Below are 21,926 nucleotides of genomic sequence, written 5' to 3'. Positions count from 1 at the left end.
CGCTAGTAAGTCTACCCGCTAGTAGGTAGTATGCGGTCATGCGAGTAGCGATCATCGGCGGCAACCGCATCCCGTTCGCCCGCTCGAACGGCCCGTACGCCACCGCCTCGAACCAGGACATGTTCACCGCGGTGCTGGACGGCCTGGTCAGCCGCTTCGGCCTGCAGGGAGAACGCCTCGGCGAGGTGGTCGCGGGCGCCGTGCTCAAGCACTCGCGCGACTTCAACCTCGTCCGCGAGTCGGTCCTGGGCAGCAAGCTCAGCCCCGAAACTCCGGCGTACGACCTCCAGCAGGCGTGCGGCACCGGCCTGCAGGCGATCATCGCCGTGGCCAACAAGATCGCGCTCGGCCAGATCGAGGCGGGCATCGCGGGCGGCGTCGACACCACCAGCGACGCGCCGATCGGCGTCAACGAGAACTTCCGCAAGCTGCTGCTGGAGTTCAACCGCACCCGCAAGGTCAGCCTGCTGACCAAGCTGCGCCCCGGTCACGTCGTCCCGCACCTGCCCCGCAACGGCGAACCGCGCACGGGCATGTCGATGGGCGAGCACGCGGCCATCACCGCCGCCAAGTACGGCATCGCCCGCGAGGACCAGGACGAGCTCACCGCGCGCAGCCACCAGAACCTGGCCCGCGCCTACGACGAGGGCTTCTTCGACGACCTCGTCACGCCGTACCTGGGCCTGACCCGCGACCAGAACCTGCGCCCGGACAGCAGTGTCGAGAAGCTCGCCAAGCTCAAGCCGGTCTTCGGCGACACGATGACCGCCGGCAACTCGACCCCGCTCTCCGACGGCGCCTCCGCGGTCCTGCTCGCGACCGAGGAATGGGCACGCGCCCGCAAGCTCCCCGTCCTCGCGTACCTGACCTTCGCCGAGACCGCCGCCGTCGACTACGTGCACGGCGACGAGGGCCTGCTGATGGCCCCGGTCCACGCCGCACCGCGCATGCTCGACAAGGCCGGCCTGAAACTGCAGGAGTTCGACTTCTACGAGGTGCACGAGGCGTTCGCGTCGCAGGTGCTGGCCACTTTGAAGGCCTGGGAGTCCGACCTCGGCGAAATCGACAGGTCGAAGCTGAACGTCAACGGATCCTCTTTGGCCGCAGGGCATCCGTTCGCGGCGACTGGTGCCCGAATCGTGGCGACCCTGGCCAAGCTGCTGCACCAGAAGGGAAGCGGGCGCGGGTTCGTGTCGATCTGCGCCGCGGGTGGTCAGGGAATCACGGCTATTTTGGAACGGTGACGCTGAAATCCGTTCTGGAGGCGCACCGCGAGACCGTTCCCACCGGGGTCGCGCTCGTCGCCCGCGGTGACGAGGTCGAGTTCGCGGCGATCGGTGAGGACACCTGCTGGAGTCCAGGTCCGGCTGGGCTTCACGGCGGACTTCGCGTTGCCCGCCACGGCGAAGCTCTTCGACCAGGCGCACCTGCACGGCCGCCCGGACCTGCCTGCCCCGGACGAATGGCTGAAGCAGCTCGCCGAGGTCCCGTTGCTGCACCAGCCCGGCGCCGGCTGGACGTACAACACCTCGTACGACGTGCTCGGCGTGCTGCTCCACCGCGCCACCGGCTCGTTGCCCGGCTTCCTCACCGGTCAGCTCCTCGGCCCCGCGGGCATGACGAACACGAGCTTTCTCAGCGACGTGCTGCCGTCCGGCGCGGGCGGCCTGCAGTCCACTGTGGACGACCTGCTGGCGTTCAACCGGTACCTGCTCTCGAGCGGCCTGCTCTCGAAGCTGGCGGTCGACACCACCACCGCGCAGGAACGCGAGGAAGCGACGATTTTCCTGGAAGGCCAAGGCTGGGGCTACGGCGGCAGCGTGGACATCGCCGAGACCGACCCGTGGAACGTGAATGGCCGTTATGGCTGGGTAGGAGGCTCCGGCACCGCGTCCCACGTGGTCGGTTCGCGGAACCTGATCACGGTCCTGCTCACCCGCACGGCCATGACCAGTCCCACTCCACCGGACCACATGCGTGATTTCTGGCGCGAGGCGATGCACACTCTCTGAACCGCGATGGTGCGGTACCTGGGGGTTGGGCGATGTTGCAGGTTGACCCGGAGAAGGATCCGGTGCTGGCCCGTGCGGTCACCGGGACGTTGCGCGACGAGTGGCGACCGGCCGCCGACGCGATGAGGTCGGCGCGGGACTGGGACCGGCGCTCCTACATCGTGCTGGTGCTGGCCCAGGCGGCCGCGCGTCGTGACGTGTGGCTGACGAAATGGCGCGAAGCCAGGCCGGACGACCCGGACGCGGCAGCCGTGCGCGCAGCCGTGACCGCCCTGCAGGCCAGTTAGCGACTCACGATCTGGACGACGCCGCCGTCGTCCAGTTGGTCGTAGGTGTCGACCTGCACCAGCGTGCCGTGCACCGAGGTCGGGTGCCCGTCGATGATCGCCTGCGCGGGCGCGATCCCCAGCGTCGTCACGGCCACCGCCGCCGCGCCGACGACCATTCCGATCAGCAAGTTCCGCATGGATCGGAACGCTATGCACCGGTGCCGTCACCGCGGATCACGCCGCAGCATGATCCCGGAGTCAGACTTCAGGACTACGGCTGCACGGCGACGAAGAACTTCTTCGCGAGGTCGCGCACCGCCGCACGGCACAGTTCCTGGTCGACCGAGGTGTCGCTGACGCGGCCCACAGTCAGCACGCCGTTGCCGTCAAGCACTTCCAAGGTGCACGCCGTGGTTGACTTGGCTCGCCAGCGTGCGTCCGAACCAATGTTCACGCTGGTGTCCCGCTCCCACGTCTTGGTGCGGTCCATGAAGTACTTCTCGGCGTGTTCGGCCCCTGACCTGACGCCTGTGGCGTCGTCGGTGTTGTCCCAGGACCTGATGTTGAAGACCTCGGTCTGATCTGCGGCCTTGACCGTGCAGGATCGTGCCGACGAGTTCGAGCCCAGCCCGCGGCCGTCGTCCGGTTGCGGAGACAGCCGGCCACCTGTCCCCTGCCCGATCTCGGCGCATGATTTCACCGTTGCGGTGACGTATTTCGCCGGACCCGCTGGGTTGGTCGGCGCCGTTGGGAGCGCTGTCGTCGTCACTGTCGGAGTTGGACCGAACGTCGGCGACTCGACCCGTTGGGTGCTGCAGCCGCCGATGAGCACCATCGTCACGGCCACCACGCCGATGGCGAGCTTCAGTTCGACTTGCTCAAGCCTGAACATCTAGTCGAGCAACGACCAGGACGCCGTGCATGACGCGGACACGGTGATCTGCTGCGCCTTGAGGTTCAGCTGGTCGACCATCCCGGCGGCTCCGGCCATCTCGAACGACGCGGAGGCCATGCGCGGCGAGTAGTGCGCGCCGCCGTCGGTGTCGCCGATCCGCAGCAACGGACCGAGCCGCTTCCCCAGCGCGGACGCGTAGCCCTCGGCGCGACGCTGGGCGTCCGCCACGGCTCCCTTCTGCGCCTCGCGGATGGCCTCGGTGTCGTCGACGAGCGTCCACGACGGTCCGTTCACCCACGACGGCTCGTTCTGCACGAGGTCCGCCAGCAGGCCGTCGAGGCGGTCCAGGTCCGACACCCAGATCACGTACTGCTGCTGAGCGCGGCTGCCGACGCGCTGGTTGTTGTCCCAGTTGTCGTGCACGGACAGCTGCCGCGACCGCACCTCGAAGTCCTCGAGCAGCGGTTCGACGGCGGAAATGCGCTGGTTGAGCGTGCTCACCGCCTCGGAGCGGTCGGCACCGAGCGCCTCGAACGTCACGTCCACCTGGGCGCGGTCGGCGGTGCGCTCGACCTCGCCGGTCCCCTTCGTCACGACTTCAGCCACAGGCTCAACCCAACCCGTGCACCGGTACATCCGCAACTATTCGACTCTATAGCTCAATCACTAGATAAACGTATACGCAGGCATCCGGACGCACTTCGAGCTGAGTCTGCGCGTCTCTACGTCAGGCACTAGAAACGCCGATACGGTGCGAGGCATGGACCCGGTGCGCAACCCGTTCGCTCCCGGTGCAGGCCAGCGGCCTCCTGAGCTCGCCGGCCGGGACAAGGAAGTCGGAGCGTTCGAGGTGGTGCTCGAACGCGTGGCGCGTGGCCGTCCCGAACGCAGCCTCGTGCTGACGGGACTGCGCGGCGTCGGCAAGACGGTGCTGCTCGGCGAGCTGCGGTCCATGGCGGTCAAACGCGGGTGGGGTGCGGGCAAGGTCGAGGCGCGTCCGGACGCGGACCTCAGAAGGCCCCTGTCCGCCGCACTGCACAGGGCGATCAGGGATCTCGCCGTGCGGCACCGTGCGCCGGACCGCGTCGAGGCGATCCTGGGCATCCTCAAGGCGTTCGCGCTGAGAGCGGCTCCGGACGGCGCGAAGCTCAGAGACCGCTGGCAACCCGGCATCGACGTCCCGGCAGCCCAAGGACGCGCGGACTCCGGTGACATCGAGATCGACCTGGTCGAGCTGTTCACGGACGTCGCCGAGCTCGCGCAGGACGTCGGCACGGGCGTTGCGCTGCTCATCGACGAGATGCAGGACCTCAAGCCGGACGACATCAGCGCGTTGTGCGCGGCGTGCCACGAGCTCTCGCAGCTGGGCGCCCCTCTCGTGGTCGTCGGTGCGGGCCTGCCGCACCTCCCCGCGGTCCTCAGTGCCAGCAAGTCGTACTCGGAGCGGCTCTTCCGGTACGTGCGGATCGACAGGCTGAGCCGCGAGGACGCCGACCGCGCGGTGCTCGCCCCGGTCGAACGCGAAGACGCCGGTATCACGGACGAGGCGCTTGACGCGTTGTTCGACGCATCAGGCGGTTACCCGTACTTCATCCAGGCGTACGGCAAGGCCGCCTGGGACGCGGCGCCGGCCGACCCGATCACCGCGATGGACGTCTCCGTGGCTGCTCCGGAGGCCGACGCGGAGCTGGCCGTGGGCTTCTTCGGCTCCCGATACGAGCGGGCGACACCGGCCGAACGCGAGTATCTCCGGGCGATGGCCGAGTTGACCGACGGAAAGGACGCCGGGGTCAACACCGCCCAGGTCGCCGACCACCTGGGTCGCAAGCCCTCGTCGCTGTCGCCCGCGCGGGACTCGCTCATCAAGAAAGGCCTGGTCTACAGCGCGGAACGGGGTCAGATCGCCTTCACCGTGCCGCACTTCGGGAGGTTCTTGCTCGGCCGCGAGGAGTGACCGGTGTTGTCCGGCCGTTCACGTTGTCAACCGGCGATTCATCGGCGTGTGCCCCAACTCACCGGATAATCGCGTGCGTTTGCGGGTAGGGGGGTGCATACTTAAGTCACCAACCAAACAGACCTCCGAGAGGGAAGTGCAGACCGAGATGAACTTCGCAGCGAAGCTCCGCGCCCGTCGTGCCCAGGCGCGCAACCAGAAGGCTGTGGCTCGCGCGATCGACATGGCGACCACCCCGTCCATGCGTCACGAGCTGATGGCAATCGCCCAGGCTCAGGTCACCACCCTGCGCTGACTTCACGACCCGGCACTCGCACGGCGCCCCGTCGCGAGTGCCTCCCCAACGGGAACCCCTGGAGCACCTCCCGCGCTCCAGGGGTTTCATTCTGTTAAACGTGATCCACGCCACAGTATGATGGCGTTGTAACAGCGCACGTCGGTCCGCCGATGTCACTGTTGACCTCGCGGTGCTGTCGGACCCCCGACCTGGCAGCACCGCGAGGTTTCTTGTTTGCTGGACCCATGAAGATCGCCGTGCTCGGCACCGGCCTCATGGGTGCCCCCATCGCAGCCAACCTCGCCGCCGCCGGACATGAAGTCCGGGTCTGGAACCGCACGCGCGCCAAGGCCGAACCGCTCGCCGCTCAGGGCGCGACCGTCGCCGACACGCCCGCCGAAGCCGTCGAGGGCGTCGAGATCGTCCTGACGATTCTCAACGACGGCCCCACGGTCACCGCGACCATGCAGGCGGCCGCACCATCGCTGCCGCACAACGCCGTCTGGGTCCAGGCGTCCACGGTCGGCGTCGACGCGACCGACGACCACATCGCGCTCGCCCGCTCGCTCGGGCTGGAGTTCGTCGACGCGCCGGTGCTCGGCAGCGTGAAGCCTGCCACCGAGGGCAAGCTCGTCGTGCTCGCGTCCGGTGTCGCCGAACTGCGCGACCGCGTGCAGCCGGTGTTCGACGTGATCGGCGCCCGCACGATGTGGGTCGGTGAAGCCGGTGCGTCGTCGCGGTTGAAGCTCGTGGCGAACAGTTGGGTGCTCGCGCTGACCGCCGCCGTCGGCGAGGCCGTGTCGCTCGCCGAGTCGTCCGGGCTCGACCCGAAGCTGTTCCTGGAAGCCGTTTCCGGTGGTGCCATGGACTGCGCGTACCTGCAGATGAAGGGCAACGCGATCATCGCGCGCGACTTCCCCGCCGCCTTCACCGTGCAGAACGCGTTGAAGGACGCGCTGCTCGTCGGTGAGGCCGCTGAACGGGCCAAGGTGCGGCTGGACGTCGCGCAGGCGTCGGCATCCCGTCTCGACCGCGCGGTGTCCGGTGGCCACGGTGAGAAGGACATGGCCGCGTCTTACTTCGCCAGCTTCGAATAGCGACGATCGGCCGGTCCGGCAGGGCGTGCGGGCTCAATAGCTTGGCCAGGTGAACAGACTCGTACGCTCCCTGCTGGCGTTCGGCCTGGTGTCGACGCAGGTGCTGGCCACAGCCGCGGTCGTGTCCGCGGCTCCCGACATCAAGGACCGGATCGCCGCGCTGCCCGGTGTCCGGATCATCAGCGAAGGAACGTCCGGCACGGCGCGGACGTTCGTGCTCGGCATCCAGCAGCCCGCGGACCACCGCAAGCCGCGCGGGCTGAAGTTCGAGCAGCGCTTCTCATTGCTGCACAAGGCGGAGTCCAAGCCGATGGTGCTGCACACCTCCGGCTACCACCTGTCCGGCACGATCAGCGCGTCCGAGCCCGCCCGGCTCGTCGACGGCAACCAGATCAGCGTCGAGCAGCGGTTCTTCACACCGTCGCGGCCGGCGCCGGCGGACTGGGACGACCTGAACATCTGGCAGGCGGCCAACGACCACCACCGGATCGTGGCCGCGTTCAAGAAGATCTACGGTGCGAAGTGGCTGTCGACCGGTGCGAGCAAGGGCGGCATGACCTCGGTCTACCACCGTCGTTTCTTCCCGCGTGACGTCGACGCGACCATCGCTTACGTGGCACCGAACGACGTCGTCAACGACCGCGACGTCTACGGCGAGTTCATCCGCAACGTCGGCAACGACCCGACGTGCAACCGTCGGCTTGAGGGCGTGCAACGGCAGATCTTGGCGCATCGGGACGAGATCGTGGCTCGGCTCGAGGCCAAGGGCTTCACGTACCAGCAGTTCCGCGGTGCGCATCGGGCGCTCGAGGTGCTGGTGCTGGACACGCCGTTCACGTTCTGGCAGTACGGGACCCAGGCCCAGTGCGCTTTGGTGCCCGGTGCCGCCGCCTCGGTGGACGACCTCTTCACGTTCATCGACAAGACCGTCGGCTGGGACTTCTACACCGACGCGGGCGTCGCGCCGTACGAGACCTACTACTACCAGGCGGGTACGCAGCTCGGCTGGCCGGAAGCGGACGAGTCGGCGGTGCGCGATCTGTTGCGCTACCCCGGTTCCAGCGTGCCGCGCACGATGGTGCCTGACTCCATCGAGTTCCCGCGGTTCGACCGGCACGCGATGGCCGACGTCGACCGCTGGGTGCGCTACCAGGGCTCGCGGTTGTTGTTCGTCTACGGCCAGAACGACCCGTGGAGCGCAGAGCCGTTCCGCGTCGGGCCGGGCACGCGCGACTCGCTGACGTTCACGGTGCCGGGCGGCAACCACGGCGCGAACATCGCCAAGCTGCCCGAGAAGGAACGCGGCGTCGCGACCGCCGCCGTGCTGCGCTGGGCAGGAGTTTCCGCTGGTCTTGGGGCTCTCTCCGTCGACGAGGGCCCGGACTCGCTGGACGCGCTGCGAGCCCGTCGGGGCTGAGGCACGCTGGAGGTGTGAAGCCGTTGCTCGTGGTCGATGCCGCCAACGTCGTCGGTTCGGTGCCCGACGGGTGGTGGCGCGACCGGGCGGGCGCGGCCGAACGCCTCCGCGACGCCTTGCAAGGCCGTGACGAAGAGGTAGTCCTCGTCGTGGAAGGCAAGGCGCGCAACGTGTCCAGCATCGAAGGCGTTCGCGTGGTCGCTGCGTCGGGCGACGGCGACGACACGATCGTCGAGGTCGTGCGCTCCGAAGGTGCCGGCCGCGTGGTGACGGTGGTGACCGCCGACCGCGAGCTGCGGCGGCGGGTGACGGCGCTGGGTGCCGAGGTGGCAGGCCCCACCTCGGTGCCGCGCCGTTAGAGCCGGAAGAGCTGTTCGAGAACCTGCGCGACGCCGTCCTCGGTGTTCGGCGGCGCGTGGTTGCTGCAAGCCTGCTTGACGATCGGGTGCGCGTTGCCCATCGCGTACGCCGTGCCGGCCCACCCGAGCACCGACAGGTCGTTCGGCATGTCCCCGAACGCGATCACCTCGTGGCTGCCGATTCCTCTTGTGCTGCACAGGGATTCGAGCGTGGCCGCTTTCGACACACCGGGCGGGCAGATCTCCAGCATGCCCGTTCCGCCGGAGTGGGTGACCGTGACGTGCTGCCCGACGGCCTCTCTGGCGATCTCCATCATGGGGTCGCACTCGCCGTCCGGTGCCCACGCGAGCATCTGCACGACCTGGTGCGCTTCCTCGAAAACGTGGTCCAGCAGCTCCAGCGTCCGATGTGGATTGTTCGGCCCGAACCCCTTGAAACCAGGTCCTGACAACGTTTCCAGGCCTGTCTCGACCGCGATGGTGACGTTCGGGATGACCTCCGCGAGCGCCTCGGCCACCTTCCGCACGACGTCGAACGGCACCGTCTGCGCGTGCGTGACCTCTTGCTCGGCCAGGTCGTAGATCAACGCTCCGTTGGCGCAGATCGCCGTGCCGGTGAGCTCCAGGTTCTGCACGAACCGCGGCGGCCGCGCGGTGACGATCACGACGTCCGCGTCGACGGCGTTGAGCGCGGCGCGGGTGCGGTCGCTCAGCACCCCGCCCGGCTGCAGGAGCGTGCCGTCGAGGTCGGTCGCGATCAGCCTGATCATCGGCCGATTATCGGGCAGGACCTAGTTCCCGCGGGCGAGAAGACCGGAAACGGTCACCTCGGCGGCTCGGCGCACGGAGTCGGTGAAGTCGATGCGCAACGCGGCCAGTTCCGGGTCGGCGGCGAATGCGCTGAGGATCGCCTCCGGTGGCCGGCTGCACGGCCAGGCCGCGATCGCCGTCAGCATGACGGTCTGCACGAACGTGATGGCGTCGCCGTCGCTGAGCTCGGGCACATGCCGTCTCACGATCCCCACCAGCTTTTCGAGGGACTGCTTGGCGGCGTACTTGTGGCGGATCGCCGTCTCGGTGGAGATGTTGTGCTCCAGCACGGAAGCCTGCGCACTGACGAGGTCGCACAGCACGGGCCTGCGGGTCAGCGTGGAAGCGAGGAGCTTCGCCAACGAGTCACCGGAGCTGGGTGTCTCCGCGCGTTCCAGCTCGGCGATCCACTCCTCCATCTCGGCTTCCAGCAGCTCCAGCAGCACGGCTTCGCGCGAGTCGAAGTAGCGCAGCACGTTGGCCTTCGCCAGGCAGACCCGGCGGCTCAGCGCGGTGAGGCTCAGCTGCGCCACCGGCATCTCGGTGAGCATCGCGGCCGCGGCGTCGAGGATCTGCCGCCGCCGTTCGGTGCGCTGCTCATCGGTGCGCGCTCGCTGGAAGACCATGTCGCCCATGTTACAGACCGGCGGTACTTTACTAAGAGACTGATGGTCCGTTATGTTGGAAGCATAAGATACCGACGGTCCGTAACGGAGATGTGCCATGTACCAGGTTCCTGACCAGCACGGAAAGCTCATCGTCGTCACCGGCGCGAACAGCGGCACCGGCAAGGAGACGGCCAAGCGGCTCGCCGGTGCCGGTGCCGACGTCGTGCTCGCGGTCCGCACCCCGGCCAAGGGTGAGCAGGCGAAGGCGGAGATCCTGGCCGCGCATCCCGGTGCTCAGGTCGACGTCCGCCGCCTCGACCTGGCGGACCAGGCGTCGGTGCGCGCGTTCGCCGAGGGGTTGATCGCGGACGGCAGGCACCTGGACGTGCTGGTGAACAACGCCGGTGTGATGAACGTGCCCTCGCGAACCGAGACGGTGGACGGTTTCGAGCTGCAGCTGGCCAGCAACTTCCTCGGCCCCTTCGCTCTGACGATCCGGCTGCTGCCGTTGTTGCTGGCCGCTCCCGCGCCTCGGGTCGCCACGATGAGCAGCGGCACCGCGAACGGTGGCCGGATCGACTTCGACGATCTGCAGTCGCGGCGGCGGTACAGCCCGTTGCGCGCCTATGCCCAGTCCAAGCTGGCCGACCTGCTGATGACCCTGCACCTGGCCGAGCTCGCCGCGGAGCACGACTGGCCGCTGCTGTCGACGGGCGCGCACCCCGGCTACACCCGCACGAACCTGATGATCTCCGGTCCTGGCCTCGACGGAGGCAAGCAGAACGCGTTCGAGAGGTTCGCCGCCAGGATCCTGCCGTCGATGGGGCCTGAGCTGGGCTCCGAACCGCTGCTGTTCGCGGCGGCCGATCCCGCCGCCGTGTCCGGTGCCTACTACGGCCCGCGCTGGGGGCTCGTCGGCTCGACCAAGCGCGTCGCTTTGCCGCGCACCAGCCGGGACAAGGCGGTGGCAGCGCGTCTGTGGGCCGAGGCCGAACGTCTCACGCAGCTCTCGGGCAGGATCTTGGTATGACCCATCGAGTTGACGACATGCCGTTGCCGGTCTGGCTCCCCGAGTCCGGCACCGGGCCCGGCATCGTGCTGATCCAGGAGATCTTCGGCCTGGACGGGTACCTGCGGGGCATCGCCGAGAAGCTCGCCGCCCTCGGCTACGTCGTGGCTGTGCCCGAGCTGTTCCACCGCTTCCAGCCGGGCTGGGTGGGTGAGCACGACGAGGCGGGCATCCAGAAGTCGATGGAGGTCGTCGGCAAGCTCGACTTCCCGCTCGCGGTGCAGGACGTCGTCGCCTCCGTCGCGTATCTGCGCGGCCTGCCCGAGGTCACCGGCGGCGTCGGCGTGCTCGGCTTCTGCCTCGGCGGCACCCTGGCGTACGCGGCGGCCGCCGGTTCCGACCCGGACACCGCCGTCTCGTTCTACGGCTCGGGCGTCCCGGACCAGATCGCCACGCTGGACCAGGTGTCGTGCCCGATCCTGTTCCACTTCGGCACCGAGGACTCGTTCATCACCGGGTACCAGAAGGTGGCCGACGCGGTGGCCGCGCACGAGGGTGCCGAGATCGCCCTGGAGCCCGCGGGCCACGCGTTCCTCAACCACCTGGCCCCTTGGTACGACGAGGAAGCCGCCGGTCGCGCCTGGGACCGCACCGCGGAGTTCCTCAAGCGCACCCTGCCGGCCTAAGCGATGCACGGCACCGCGAGCTGCTGCGAGAAGAACCGCTCCAGCGGCTTGCGGTGCAGCCTCCGCTCGACGGCGATCAGCTCGTTGCGCCGGTAGTGCCGCACCTGCGTGCGCGTGACGACGAACCCGTTGCGCTCACTCGTCGGCATCTCGTCGTAGAGGATCGCGTGCTGTCCTTGCGGCACAACGACATCCGCCAACCCGTCCGGAATCTGCCGCGCACGGATCGCGACGGTCGCGGCCAGCGAGTCGGGCCTGTTCCGCAGTTTCCGGTGCGGCCACGGCACTCCGTGGTGCTCGGCCTCCAACGTCCTGTGCAACGCCCTGGCCGCGTGCCGGATGGCCTTGATCGAGTCGCCGGTGATGGTGTGCGCGTGCGGCACGTCGAGCGCGGTGTCCCTGCGGAACCCGGCGCACACGATCACCTTGTCGTACCGCAGCTCCCCGGTGCCGTCGATGGTCGCCACGAACTCGTTGCCGTCCTTGACGATCCGCTGCACAGTCCGCCCGACGGTGTGCGTGAGCCGTGCCGTCGTGGCGATGTTGTCGGCCGTCTCGAACGCGCTGTGCCCCCGTCCGATGATCAGCACCCGCTTCCCGGCGTACTCCGTCGGGTCGGTGGCGGCACTCGCATACGTCTCGGCGTGCTCGATCCCGGGAATGCTTGGCACGTAAGGCTTCTTGCCGGTCGCGATGATGACGTGCCGCGCCTGGTACTGGGTCAGGTCGCTGATCCGCGTGTCGTACCGGACGTTCAACGGACGCGCGAAGTCCTCCAGATAGCGCACCAGATCGTCCGCGTCGGGAAACGCCCGCTTGCTGTACCGGGCGAACGGCACCCCGTCGAACAGCGAGTTGTCGTCCGTGGAAAGCACGCGATGCCGGGGAAACTCGCGGAAGAAGCCCGCCGGCTCCGACCCCGCCTCCGCGATCACGTAGTCACGGCCCGCCCGGTGCAACAAGCGCCCCATCTGCAGGCCCGCCGGACCCGCACCGACCACCAGGTACTCCACCATCACGCACCTCCCGGCGTCCTCTACGCCAAACACAGCGCAAAGGTTCAGACGGGCGGTTACGGTCCATCATCGTGGAATCCGGGCGACTTTGGTCCATCAAAAGGCACATAGGCCTGGTTGTGCTGATCGGTCTAGCGGTGTTCGCCCTCGCAGGCGCTTCGTTGTGGGCCGCACTCGGCTTCCCCACGACTTCGGCCGCCCGCCTGGACATCATCAAGGTCGCGCTGACCGTGGTGGCGGGCGTCGGCGGTGTGGTCGCGCTGGTCGTGGCCTACCGCAAGCAACGCGTGACCGAGTCCGCGGAGACCCGTGAAGGCGTGAAGCTCCTGAACGAACGCTTCGGCGCCGCCTGCAACCAGATCGGCAACGAGGCCCCGACCGTCCGCCTCGCCGGCATCTACGCCCTGGCCTCACTGGCGGACGAATGGCCGTCACAGCGCCAGGTCTGCATCGACGTGCTCTGCTCCTACCTCCGCATCCCGTACGAGCCGTCGCTGGAGTCGGAGTGGTACCTCGACGCGGAGTCCGAGGTGCGCCTGGCGATCACGAGCCTGATCTCCCGGCACCTGCGCGCCGACGCCTTGGTCAGCTGGCAGGGCCACGACTTCGACCTGGTCCGCGCGGTCTTGCGGTCGGCCGACTTCTCCGGCATCCACGTGTCGTCCGGCAAGTTCTTCCTGAGCCTGGCCCGGTTTCCGGGCGGCTGGATCTCGTTCGACGGGATGAAGGTCAGCGGCTCGGGGGAAGTGTGGTTCGGCGGCACCTCGTTCGACGGGGCGCGCGTGACGTTCGACAAGGCGGAGTTCAGCGGCGGGCGGATGCAGTTCGAGGGGGCGGGTTTCAACGCGGGCGAGGTGTCGTTCCGCGGGGCCAGGTTCACCGGCGGCGAGGTGGACCTGTCGGAGGCGGAGATCAAGGTGATGCCGGTGTTCGACGAGGGCGAGAAGCCGGGGCTCAAGCTGCCGTCCACATGATGGACGCCGGAATGGACACCCCGTTCCACAGTGTTGGATACGGACGTGACGACTGCCAAGCGCCGTGCCCGTGTCCGTGCCCCTGAGCTGGTAGGACGCGGCTGGCTGAACACCGGTGACGCCACGATCGGCCTCAAGGACCTGCGCGGCAAGATCGTGCTGCTCGACTTCTGGACGTTCTGCTGCATCAACTGCCTGCACGTCCTCGACGAGCTGCGCCCCCTCGAGAAGGAGTTCGAGGACGTCCTGGTCACGATCGGCGTCCACTCGCCGAAGTTCGTCCACGAGGCGGACCCGGACGCGCTCAAGGCGGCTGTCGAGCGCTACGAGGTGCACCACCCGGTCGTCGACGACCCGGAGCTCACCACCTGGCAGCAGTACGCGGTCAAGGCCTGGCCCACGCTCGTCCTCGTCGACCCCGAGGGCTACGTCGTGCACGTCGCCGCTGGTGAGGGCCACGTGGAGGCGCTGAAAACGATCATCGGCGAACTGGTCGAGGAGCACGACGCCAAGGGCACGCTGCACCGCGGCACCGGGCCGTACGTCGCCCCCGCACCCGAGAACACCACGCTGAGGTTCCCCGCGAAGGCGATCGTCACGCCGCGGAACACCATCCTGGTCAGCGACTCCGCCCACCACAGCATCGTGGAGCTGGAAGCGGACGGCGAGACCGTCATCCGCCGCATCGGCACCGGCGAGCGAGGCAGGGCCGACGGCCTCAACCCCACCTTCTCCGAGCCCGCCGGGCTCACCCTCGTCCCGAACACCCACGGCTACGACGTCGTCATCGCGGACACCGTCAACCACCTCCTCCGCGGCCTCGACCTGGACACCGGCGAGGTCACGACGCTCGCGGGCACCGGTGAGCAGTGGCGCGACGGAGAGATCGACGGACCGGCCGACAAGATCGACCTCACCAGCCCGTGGGACGTCGCGTGGTGGAACGGTGGCGTGGCCATCGCCATGGCCGGCAACCACACGCTGGGCTTCTTCGACCCCGAGGCCGGCACCGTGAGCAGGCTCGCGGGCACCACCGTCGAAGGCATCAACGACGGTCCGGCCGAGGGAGCCTTCTTCGCGCAGACCTCCGGGCTCGCCGCGGACGGCGACAAGCTCTGGATGGTCGACTCGGAGACGTCGGCACTGCGCTACCTGGAGCACGGCGAAGTCCACACCGTGATCGGCAAGGGCCTGTTCGCGTTCGGCCACAAGGACGGCGACGCGGAGGACGCCCTCCTGCAGCACCCGCTCGGCGTCACCGTGCTGCCAGATCACTCGATCGCGATCTCCGACACCTACAACAACGCGATCAGGCGCTACGACCCCGAGGCGAAGACCTTGAGCACCATCGCGACGGACATCGCCGAGCCGTCGGACGCGCTGCTCGTCGACGGCGAGCTGGTCGTCGTGGCGAGCGCGGCCCACCGTCTCGAACGGTTCTCCGCCGCGGCCGTCAAGATCGACGGGGAAGAGCACGCGGTCAAGCGGCCGTCCACCGACATCGCTCCCGGCGATCTTGAGCTCGTGGTCGTCTTCACCCCGCCCACGGGCACCAAGCTCGACGAGAGGTACGGGCCGAGCACCCGCCTGGAGATCACCAGCTCACCCCCGGAGCTGATCTTGGAGGGCGCGGGGGTCGGCACCGAACTGGTACGGGCGTTGCGGATCAACGATCAGATCACGAACGGCGTTCTGCACGTAGTAGCGCAGGCCGCCAGTTGCAGTGACGATCCGGCCGACGAACACCCGGTCTGCCGTCTGACCAGGCAGGACTGGGGTGTGCCCGTTCGAGTTGTTGCCGATGCACCTACCCGGCTGCCGTTGCTCATGGGCGGCATGGACGAGGCACCTCGGCAGGCCACGTAGACTCTGCTGGTGCCTGATGTCAAGCTCGAGATCCAGATGCTGTACGACCGCGTCATGGTGCGCATCTCGCCGGAGGACGGCGAGCGGCGATCCAGCGGTGGCATCGTGATCCCCGCCACGGCCAGCGTGGCCAAGCGGTTGGCGTGGGGCAGCGTGTTCGGAGTGGGCACGAGCGTGCGGCACGTGAAGGCGGGCGACCGGGTTCTGATCAACCCGGAAGATCAACTTGAGGTCGAGGTGCAGGGCACCACGTATCTCGTGATGAGGGAACGCGATCTGCACGCAGTTGCCAGCGAACTCACCGAGCACGGTACTGGTCTGTACCTGTGAGCCGCCGGTTCGTGATTTTGGCCTGATAGCTACACACGTGTACGCCGCCTCAGTGGAGAGACAGGGCAACGGGGAGAGCTGTGCCGTACGACGCTGACAAGACGAGAGCGATGCCGCCGGTCCCCGGAGGCACCGCCTCCGAGCAGACGACGAAGATCGCGCCCGTGAGCGCCGCCGCGCCCACCGACGCGTGGCCGTCCGAGGAGCCGGACAACGAGCCGACCATCAGCGCGGCCGTGCCGGGCGTCGGCTTTCCTGCAGGTGAGGACGCCACCGAGTACATGCAGCCGGTGGCGCCGCTGCCCGCACCGGAGGACTCCGGTGTCTACGGGCCCGTGATGATCGAGCCAGGCGAGGACGAGGAAGCTCCGAAGAACGGCAAGAAGAAGGCCCTCATCGTGGCCGCGGCCGTCGTGGGCGCGTTCGGCCTGCTCTACGGCCTCGACATCCTCGTGTCGAGCGGCAACGTGCCGCGCGGCGTGACGGTGGCGGGCGTCGACGTGGGCGGCCTGAGCCACAGCGACGCCGAGAAGAAGCTCCGCGACGAGATCGGCCCGCGCCTGAGCAAGCCGGTCGCGCTCAAGGCCGGTGACGTCACAGCCGAGCTCGACCCGAAGGCAGCGGGTCTGGAGCTCGACTGGAACGCCACGATCGATCGTGCGGGCAGCCAGCCGCTCAGCCCCGTCACGCGCGTCACCTCGTTCTTCACCAGCCGCGAGGTCGGTGTGGCGACGAAGGGCGACGACCAGAAGGTCGGCGGCGCGCTGGAGGCCCTGCGGCCGAAGCTCGAGCACGATCCGATCGAGGGCACCATCAAGTTCGAAGGTGCCAGCCCGGTCGCCGTCGAGCCGCACGACGGCCAGAAGCTGAAGGCCGAGGAGGCCGTCGGCGCGGTCGTCTCGAACTGGGCGTCCGGCAGCCCGGTCGAGGTCCCGATGGACTTCACCCCGGTCAAGACGACCAAGGAGGGCGTCGAGAAGGCGCTCAACGAGGTCGTCAAGACCGCGGTCTCCGGCCCGGTCGTCGTGAAGGGCGAGGGCAAGGACGCGACCCTGACGCCCGAGCAGATCGCCGGCACGCTGGCGTTCGAGCCCGGCGACGGCGGCGCGCTGAACGTCAAGCCGAACAAGGACAAGCTCGCCGAGGCGGTCGGCCCGCAGCTCAAGGACACGGTCAAGCAGGGCAAGGACGCCGAGATCGTCTTCGAGGGCGGCAAGCCGACGGTCAAGGAGTCGGTCGACGGCCTCGACCTCGACTGGGACAAGAACCTCCAGCCGTACTTCGACACGGTGAAGAAGACGGACGCCCGCGAGGTCAAGTTCGAGTACAAGCACACGCCCGCGAAGGTCACCACCGAGCAGGCGAACAAGATGGGCATCAAGGAGGTCATCGGCGAGTTCCAGACCGGTGGCTTCGCCGCTGCCTCGGGCGTCAACATCCGGGTCGTGGCCGAGAAGGTCAACGGCGCGATCGTGAAGCCGCACGAGACGTTCAGCCTCAACAAGTACACGGGCCCCCGCGGCACCGCGCAGGGCTACGTCGAGGCCGGCATCATCGAGAACGGCATCCCCGGCAAGGCGGTCGGTGGCGGTATCTCCCAGTTCGCGACCACGCTCTACAACGCCGGCTACTACGCGGGCATGAAGGATGCGGGCCACAAGGAGCACAGCTACTGGATCACGCGGTACCCGAAGGGCCGCGAGGCCACCGTGTTCATGGACGGCGCGGGCAACAGCCTGATCGACATCGCGTTCACGAACCCGGACGACACGGGCGTCGCCATCCAGACGATCTGGACCGGCTCGTCGATCACGATCAGGCTCTGGGGCACCAAGAACTACGACGTCACCGGCTCCACCAGTGGCGAGTTCAACCCCACCCAGCCGCAGGAGAAGAAGATCAGCAAGGAGGGGTGCTCGCCGAGCAACGGCGCCCCCGGCTTCTCCGTGACGGACACCCGCACGATCAAGGACCGCCGCAGCGGCCAGTCGCGCAGCGAGTCGCGCACGGTTCGCTACGACCCGCAGTTCAAGATCATCTGTGAGCCGCCCGCCGGCGGCTGACACAACCTCTGGTTCAACAGTGGCCACGCGCGGGTATTCACCCGCTCGTGGCCACTGTTGCGCATGAGGCGCGAAGACACCCGGTCGTCCAGACGTTGGGGCGGGCGGGCATGGTGCTGTACGGGATCGTGCACGTCCTGGTGGCGTGGCTCGCGGTCCAGGTCGCGTTCGGCGACTCCGAACAGGCCGACTCGAAAGGCGCGGTCAGCGACATCGCGCAGGCCGGCGCGTGGGTGCTCTGGACGCTCGCGATCGGTCTCGTCTTCTTCGCGCTGTGGCAGCTGCTTCTCGCGTGCGTGGGCTACACCTACGTGCAGAAGGGCCGGAAGCGGATCTCCAAGCGCATCGGGTCCGCGGCCCGCGCCGTCACCGCGACCGGTATCGCGCTCGGTGCCTTCAAGTACGCGACGGGTGGCAGCGCCGGCGACCAGAACCAGCAACAGCAGGAGCTGACCGCGCAGATCCTCGCCCTTCCCGGCGGCCAGCTTCTCGTCGGCGGCATCGCGGTCGGCGTGATCGTCATCGCGGGTGTCATCGCGTACAAGGGTGTCAAGAAGTCCTTCGAGAAGGACCTCGACATGAGCCGCGCGCCGTCGTGGGTCGAGCCGGTGGGCAGGATCGGCTGGATCGGCAAGGGTGTGGCGTACGGCGTGATCGGTGTCCTCATCGGACTCGCCGCGATCTACGCGGACCCCGAGCAGTCCGGTGGCATGGACAAGGCGCTGAAGACGTTGGCAGCACAGCCTTACGGCCCGTATCTGCTCACTGCTGTGGCGGTCGGCATCGCCGCGTTCGGCGTCTACTGCTTCGTGGCAGCGCGAGTGCTCAAGGGATAACGACGTGCGCCTGGCAGTGCTGTTTCAGTAGCGTGCTGCTCGTGGTGAGTCCGGAGGCGAACAGGTCCGGGGCTGCGGTCTAGCCGTCAGCCCCGAAAACCTCTTCGCCTCCGGAGTCGTTCCGTGCCTCTTTCGCTGTATCTGCTTGCCCTGGCCACGTTCGCCATGGGCACCTCCGAGTTCATGCTCGCCGGTCTGCTGCCGGCCATCGCCGCCGACTTCGGCGTGTCCGTCGGCACCGCCGGGTTGCTCACCTCGGCGTTCGCTGCCGGCATGGTGGTCGGCGCACCGCTGATGGCAGTCCTCACCCGCACCTGGTCGTCAAGCCTGGCTCTGTTCGGGTTCCTCGTCGTCTTCCTGGCCGCGCACGTGACCGGGGCGATCACCGCGAACTTCGGCGTGCTGCTCGCCACGAGGGTCGTCGCCGCACTCGCGAACGCCGGTTTTCTCGCCGTGGCACTGACAACGGCCTCCGCGCTCGTGTCACCGCAGCGACGAGGCCGTGCGCTCGCCGTGTTGTTGTCGGGAACGACCGTGGCCACTATTGCGGGCGTGCCGGGCGGTTCGGTGCTCGGCACCGCGTTCGGTTGGCGCGCAACGTTTCTCGCGGTCGCCCTGCTGTGCCTGCCGGCGGCGTTCGGTGTCCTGAAAGGGATTCCGGCGAACCGCGACCGCGTGTCCACGCCCGCCCTTCGACCGGAGCTGGCTGAGCTCGGCAAGCCGCGGCTGGCACTGGTGATGGTGCTCGCGGTGCTGGTGAACGCGGTGACGTTCGGCCACTTCACGTTTCTCGCGCCGGTCGTCACGGACGTCGCCGGTCTGAGCGACTGGTGGGTGCCGGTCGCGCTGGTGCTGTTCGGGATCGGGTCGTTCGTCGGCGTCACCGTCGGCGGCAGGCTGGCCGACTCGTCGCCGCGGCCTGTCGTGGCGTTCGGCGGGCCGCTGGTGCTCGTCGGCTGGGCGAGCCTCGACGTGCTCGGCACCGAGCCGTTTCTGTTGCTGCTGCTGGTCTTCGTGCTGGGCGCGGTCTCGTTCGCGGTCGGCAGCACGTTGATCGCCCGCGTGCTGCACCACGCGACGGGCGCGCCCACGATGGCCGGTTCGTACGCGACGGCCGCGCTGAACATCGGTGCCGTGGTGGGGCCGATGCTCATGGCGCCGTAACTGGAAACGGGGCCCCGCACCTCGGGCAGGAGGTGCAGGGCCCCGTCGTTCTTGCGGCGCTTTAGAAAGCGCTCTCGTCGATGTCCATCAGCGAGTTGTCCGTGGACTCCGCGATCTTGCGGCGGGCGGTGAGCTCCGGCAGCACGTTCTTCGCGAAGAACGACGCCACGGCGATCTTGCCCTCGTAGAACGCCTTGTCCTTGGCGGACGCACCGTCGAGCTTCTGCAGCGCGACCTCGGCCTGGCGCAGCAGCAGCCAGCCGACGAGCACGTCACCCGCGGTCATCAGCAGGCGGACCGAGTTCTGGCCGACCTTGTAGAGGTTGCGGACGTCCTCCTGCGAGGTGGTCAGGAAGCCGACCAGCGAGCCGAGCATGCCCTGCAGGTCCTCGAGACCCTGCTTGAGCAGCGCGCGCTCTTCCTTCAGCCGGCCGTTGCCGCCCTCGTTGTCGAGGAAGGACTGGATCTCGCCGTTGATGAACGCGAGCGCCTGGCCCTTGTCGCGGATGATCTTCCGGAAGAAGAAGTCCAGCGACTGGATGGCCGTGGTGCCCTCGTACAGCGAGTCGATCTTCGAGTCCCGGATGTACTGCTCGATCGGGTACTCCTGCAGGAAGCCCGAGCCGCCCAGGGTCTGCAGCGACTGCGCCAGCTGCTCGTACGCGCGCTCGGAGCCGACGCCCTTGACGATCGGCAGCAGCAGGTCGTTGACCTTGGCCGCGAGCTCCGCGTCGTCGCCGCCGAGCATCACCTTGTCCTGGAACGTCGCGGTGTACAGGTACACGGCGCGCAGGCCCTCGGCGTACGCCTTCTGCAGCATCAGGCTGCGGCGCACGTCCGGGTGGTTGGTGATGGTGACGCGCGGGGCGGTCTTGTCCGTCATGCGCGTCAGGTCGGCGGACTGGACGCGCTCCTTGGCGTAGGACAGCGCGTTCAGGTAGCCGGTGGACAGCGTCGCGATGGCCTTGGTGCCGACCATCATGCGGGCGTACTCGATGACGTCGAACATCTGCGCGATGCCGTCGTGCACCTCGCCCAGCAGCCAGCCCTGGGCGGGAACGCCGTGCTGGCCGAACGTCAGCTCGCACGTGGTGGACGCCTTGATGCCCATCTTGTGCTCGACGTTGGTCACGAAGGCGCCGTTGCGCTCGCCCAGGTCACCGGACTCCGGGTCGAAGTGGAACTTCGGCACGAGGAACAGTGACAGGCCCTTGGTGCCCGCCTTGGCCTCGATGCCGTCGCCCTCGGGACGAGCCAGCACCATGTGCATGATGTTCTCGGTCAGGTCCTGGTCACCGGACGTGATGAAGCGCTTCACGCCCTCGATGTGCCAGGAGCCGTCGTCCTGCTTGATCGCCTTGGTGCGACCGGCGCCGACGTCCGAACCGGCGTCCGGCTCGGTCAGCACCATCGTGGCGCCCCAGCCGCGGTCGATCATCAGCTGAGCCCAGTGCTTGTCGCGGTCGGTGCCGTTGTTGTAGACGACCGTCGCGAAGCTCGGACCCGCCAGGTACATGTAGATCGGCGGGTTGGCGCCCAGGATCATCTCCGACGCGGCCCACGCGACCGACGGCGGCGTGCCGAAGCCGCCCAGCGCCTCTGGCAGGAACATGCGGTACCACTCGCCGTCCCAGATCGCCTGGTACGACTTCTTCAGCGACTCCGGCAGCGTGGCCGAGAAGGTCGTCGGGTCGTACTTCGGCGGGTTGCGGTCGGCGTCGGCGAACGAGTCCGCGAGGGGACCCTCCGCCAGCGTCTTCATCTCGGCCAGAACGCCGCGCGCGGTGTCCTCGTCGGACTGCTCGAACGGCCCCTTGCCGAGGTGGTCCTGCACGTTGAAGACCTCGAACAGGTTGAATTCGAGATCCCGGACGTTGCTCTTGTAGTGGCCCATCTCGTCAGCTCACTCCTCAGGGTCGCGGCGGGGTCGCCTACTGACCGGTAACAACAGAGTATTACTCGACAGTAACCTCGGCAAGGGCGACCACCCACTGGTGGCGAAGTAGACAGTCCTCCGTGACCCCTGAGAGGGACATGAGTGCTGGTTCCGCCAGATTTCGCCCACCGGCCGAGCGGCATGTGCGACCTGGTGCGACGACATGGCGGGTACGAGCGGCGCTGGTCGGGTCGTGCAGATGGTGCCGGCGCACATTGAGGCCTGGGGTATCCCTGCAAGCGTCCCTCCTGCGGGATCAGGAAGTTCTCCGCGACGCCGCGCAGTTGCTGGACTCACCGGGGTTCGTCGCTGAGGCGGTGCGGCGGTGCACCGGTCTGGTCGTAGCAG

The 21,926-nt window shown here is 68.2% G+C and carries 23 protein-coding genes; 16 read left to right on the top strand and 7 right to left on the bottom strand.

The annotated features are described in order from the left end of the window. Nucleotides 1-38: 38 nt before the first annotated feature. From AB0M24_RS28405 to AB0M24_RS28395, 3 genes are all read left to right on the top strand, one after another. Nucleotides 39-1,244, top strand: a complete 1,206-nt coding sequence (locus AB0M24_RS28405; protein ID WP_363774281.1) for an acetyl-CoA C-acetyltransferase — start codon at nt 39-41, stop codon at nt 1,242-1,244. A gap of 93 nt (nt 1,245-1,337) precedes the next feature. After that, nucleotides 1,338-2,012, top strand: coding sequence for a serine hydrolase domain-containing protein (locus tag AB0M24_RS28400; protein WP_363774278.1), 675 nt, complete (start codon nt 1,338-1,340; stop codon nt 2,010-2,012). A 32-nt stretch (nt 2,013-2,044) separates the two neighbouring features. Next, nucleotides 2,045-2,299, top strand: coding sequence for a hypothetical protein (locus tag AB0M24_RS28395; RefSeq protein WP_363774275.1), 255 nt, complete (start codon nt 2,045-2,047; stop codon nt 2,297-2,299). Here AB0M24_RS28395 and AB0M24_RS28390 read toward each other — a convergent pair. The 3 genes from AB0M24_RS28390 to AB0M24_RS28380 form a co-directional block, all read right to left on the bottom strand. Next, nucleotides 2,296-2,478, bottom strand: a complete 183-nt coding sequence (locus tag AB0M24_RS28390) for a hypothetical protein (RefSeq protein WP_363774272.1) — start codon at nt 2,476-2,478, stop codon at nt 2,296-2,298. The two genes, AB0M24_RS28395 and AB0M24_RS28390, sit on opposite strands and share 4 nt — an antisense overlap. A 74-nt stretch (nt 2,479-2,552) precedes the next feature. After that, on the bottom strand, nt 2,553-3,173 hold the full coding sequence (locus tag AB0M24_RS28385; protein ID WP_363774269.1) for a hypothetical protein: 621 nt from the start codon (nt 3,171-3,173) through the stop codon (nt 2,553-2,555). Beyond that, nucleotides 3,174-3,782, bottom strand: coding sequence for an SIMPL domain-containing protein (locus tag AB0M24_RS28380; protein ID WP_363774266.1), 609 nt, complete (start codon nt 3,780-3,782; stop codon nt 3,174-3,176). Between the two features lie 154 nt (nt 3,783-3,936). Between AB0M24_RS28380 and AB0M24_RS28375 the strand changes: the two genes are divergently transcribed. The 5 genes from AB0M24_RS28375 (at nt 3,937) to AB0M24_RS28355 (ending at nt 8,280) form a co-directional block, all read left to right on the top strand. Further along, nucleotides 3,937-5,130, top strand: coding sequence for an ATP-binding protein (locus tag AB0M24_RS28375; RefSeq protein ID WP_363774263.1), 1,194 nt, complete (start codon nt 3,937-3,939; stop codon nt 5,128-5,130). Nucleotides 5,131-5,278: 148 nt separating this feature from the next. Next, a complete protein-coding gene (locus tag AB0M24_RS28370) occupies nt 5,279-5,425 on the top strand; it encodes a hypothetical protein (protein WP_363774260.1) in 147 nt (48 codons plus the stop codon). A 227-nt stretch (nt 5,426-5,652) separates the two neighbouring features. Then, nucleotides 5,653-6,504, top strand: a complete 852-nt coding sequence (locus AB0M24_RS28365; RefSeq protein ID WP_363774257.1) for an NAD(P)-dependent oxidoreductase — start codon at nt 5,653-5,655, stop codon at nt 6,502-6,504. Between the two features lie 49 nt (nt 6,505-6,553). Then, entirely contained in the window at nt 6,554-7,921 is a 1,368-nt protein-coding gene (locus AB0M24_RS28360; protein WP_363774254.1) for a S28 family serine protease, read from the top strand. Between the two features lie 14 nt (nt 7,922-7,935). After that, the gene (locus AB0M24_RS28355; RefSeq protein WP_363774251.1) at nt 7,936-8,280 is read left to right on the top strand and encodes an NTP pyrophosphohydrolase; all 345 of its coding nucleotides are present in this window, start codon (nt 7,936-7,938) and stop codon (nt 8,278-8,280) included. Here the strand turns inward: AB0M24_RS28355 and AB0M24_RS28350 are convergent. Further along, a complete protein-coding gene (locus tag AB0M24_RS28350) occupies nt 8,277-9,050 on the bottom strand; it encodes an HAD family hydrolase (protein ID WP_363774248.1) in 774 nt (257 codons plus the stop codon). The genes AB0M24_RS28355 and AB0M24_RS28350 overlap by 4 nt on opposite strands. 21 nt (nt 9,051-9,071) lie before the next feature. Further along, nucleotides 9,072-9,716 carry a TetR family transcriptional regulator gene (locus AB0M24_RS28345; RefSeq protein WP_363774245.1) on the bottom strand — a complete coding sequence of 215 codons (645 nt, stop codon included), beginning with the start codon at nt 9,714-9,716 and terminating at the stop codon, nt 9,072-9,074. 97 nt (nt 9,717-9,813) lie between these two features. On the opposite strand from AB0M24_RS28345, the gene AB0M24_RS28340 reads away from it, so the two are divergent. Together AB0M24_RS28340 and AB0M24_RS28335 are read left to right on the top strand one after the other, a co-directional pair. Beyond that, complete coding sequence (locus tag AB0M24_RS28340) at nt 9,814-10,728, top strand: SDR family oxidoreductase (RefSeq protein ID WP_363774243.1); 915 nt, start codon at nt 9,814-9,816, stop codon at nt 10,726-10,728. Continuing rightward, nucleotides 10,725-11,393, top strand: a complete 669-nt coding sequence (locus tag AB0M24_RS28335; protein WP_363774240.1) for a dienelactone hydrolase family protein — start codon at nt 10,725-10,727, stop codon at nt 11,391-11,393. Before AB0M24_RS28340 ends, AB0M24_RS28335 begins: the two co-directional genes overlap by 4 nt. Here AB0M24_RS28335 and AB0M24_RS28330 read toward each other — a convergent pair. Beyond that, entirely contained in the window at nt 11,390-12,409 is a 1,020-nt protein-coding gene (locus AB0M24_RS28330; protein ID WP_363774237.1) for an NAD(P)-binding domain-containing protein, read from the bottom strand. The two genes, AB0M24_RS28335 and AB0M24_RS28330, sit on opposite strands and share 4 nt — an antisense overlap. Before the next feature lie 119 nt (nt 12,410-12,528). On the opposite strand from AB0M24_RS28330, the gene AB0M24_RS28325 reads away from it, so the two are divergent. The 6 genes from AB0M24_RS28325 (at nt 12,529) to AB0M24_RS28300 (ending at nt 19,642) form a co-directional block, all read left to right on the top strand. Further along, nucleotides 12,529-13,383: a pentapeptide repeat-containing protein gene (locus AB0M24_RS28325; RefSeq protein WP_363774234.1), complete on the top strand. Its 855-nt coding sequence runs from the start codon at nt 12,529-12,531 to the stop codon at nt 13,381-13,383. A 45-nt stretch (nt 13,384-13,428) separates the two neighbouring features. Next, nucleotides 13,429-15,249, top strand: coding sequence for an NHL domain-containing thioredoxin family protein (locus tag AB0M24_RS28320; RefSeq protein ID WP_363774231.1), 1,821 nt, complete (start codon nt 13,429-13,431; stop codon nt 15,247-15,249). A gap of 36 nt (nt 15,250-15,285) precedes the next feature. Next, on the top strand, nt 15,286-15,579 hold the full coding sequence (locus tag AB0M24_RS28315; RefSeq protein ID WP_363774561.1) for a co-chaperone GroES: 294 nt from the start codon (nt 15,286-15,288) through the stop codon (nt 15,577-15,579). Between the two features lie 110 nt (nt 15,580-15,689). Continuing rightward, nucleotides 15,690-17,642, top strand: a complete 1,953-nt coding sequence (locus AB0M24_RS28310; protein ID WP_363774558.1) for a VanW family protein — start codon at nt 15,690-15,692, stop codon at nt 17,640-17,642. A 47-nt stretch (nt 17,643-17,689) separates the two neighbouring features. Next, nucleotides 17,690-18,478, top strand: coding sequence for a DUF1206 domain-containing protein (locus tag AB0M24_RS28305; RefSeq protein ID WP_363774228.1), 789 nt, complete (start codon nt 17,690-17,692; stop codon nt 18,476-18,478). Between the two features lie 123 nt (nt 18,479-18,601). Then, nucleotides 18,602-19,642: a Cmx/CmrA family chloramphenicol efflux MFS transporter gene (locus tag AB0M24_RS28300; RefSeq protein ID WP_363774225.1), complete on the top strand. Its 1,041-nt coding sequence runs from the start codon at nt 18,602-18,604 to the stop codon at nt 19,640-19,642. 61 nt (nt 19,643-19,703) lie between these two features. Here AB0M24_RS28300 and AB0M24_RS28295 read toward each other — a convergent pair whose 3' ends face one another. Further along, nucleotides 19,704-21,536, bottom strand: coding sequence for an acyl-CoA dehydrogenase (locus AB0M24_RS28295; RefSeq protein WP_363774222.1), 1,833 nt, complete (start codon nt 21,534-21,536; stop codon nt 19,704-19,706). Nucleotides 21,537-21,926: the final 390 nt, after the last annotated feature.

The sequence above is a fragment of the Lentzea sp. NPDC051838 genome (assembly GCF_040681245.1).
GTDB lineage: Bacteria > Actinomycetota > Actinomycetes > Mycobacteriales > Pseudonocardiaceae > Lentzea.
This window is presented reverse-complemented; position numbering and strand designations above follow the sequence as displayed.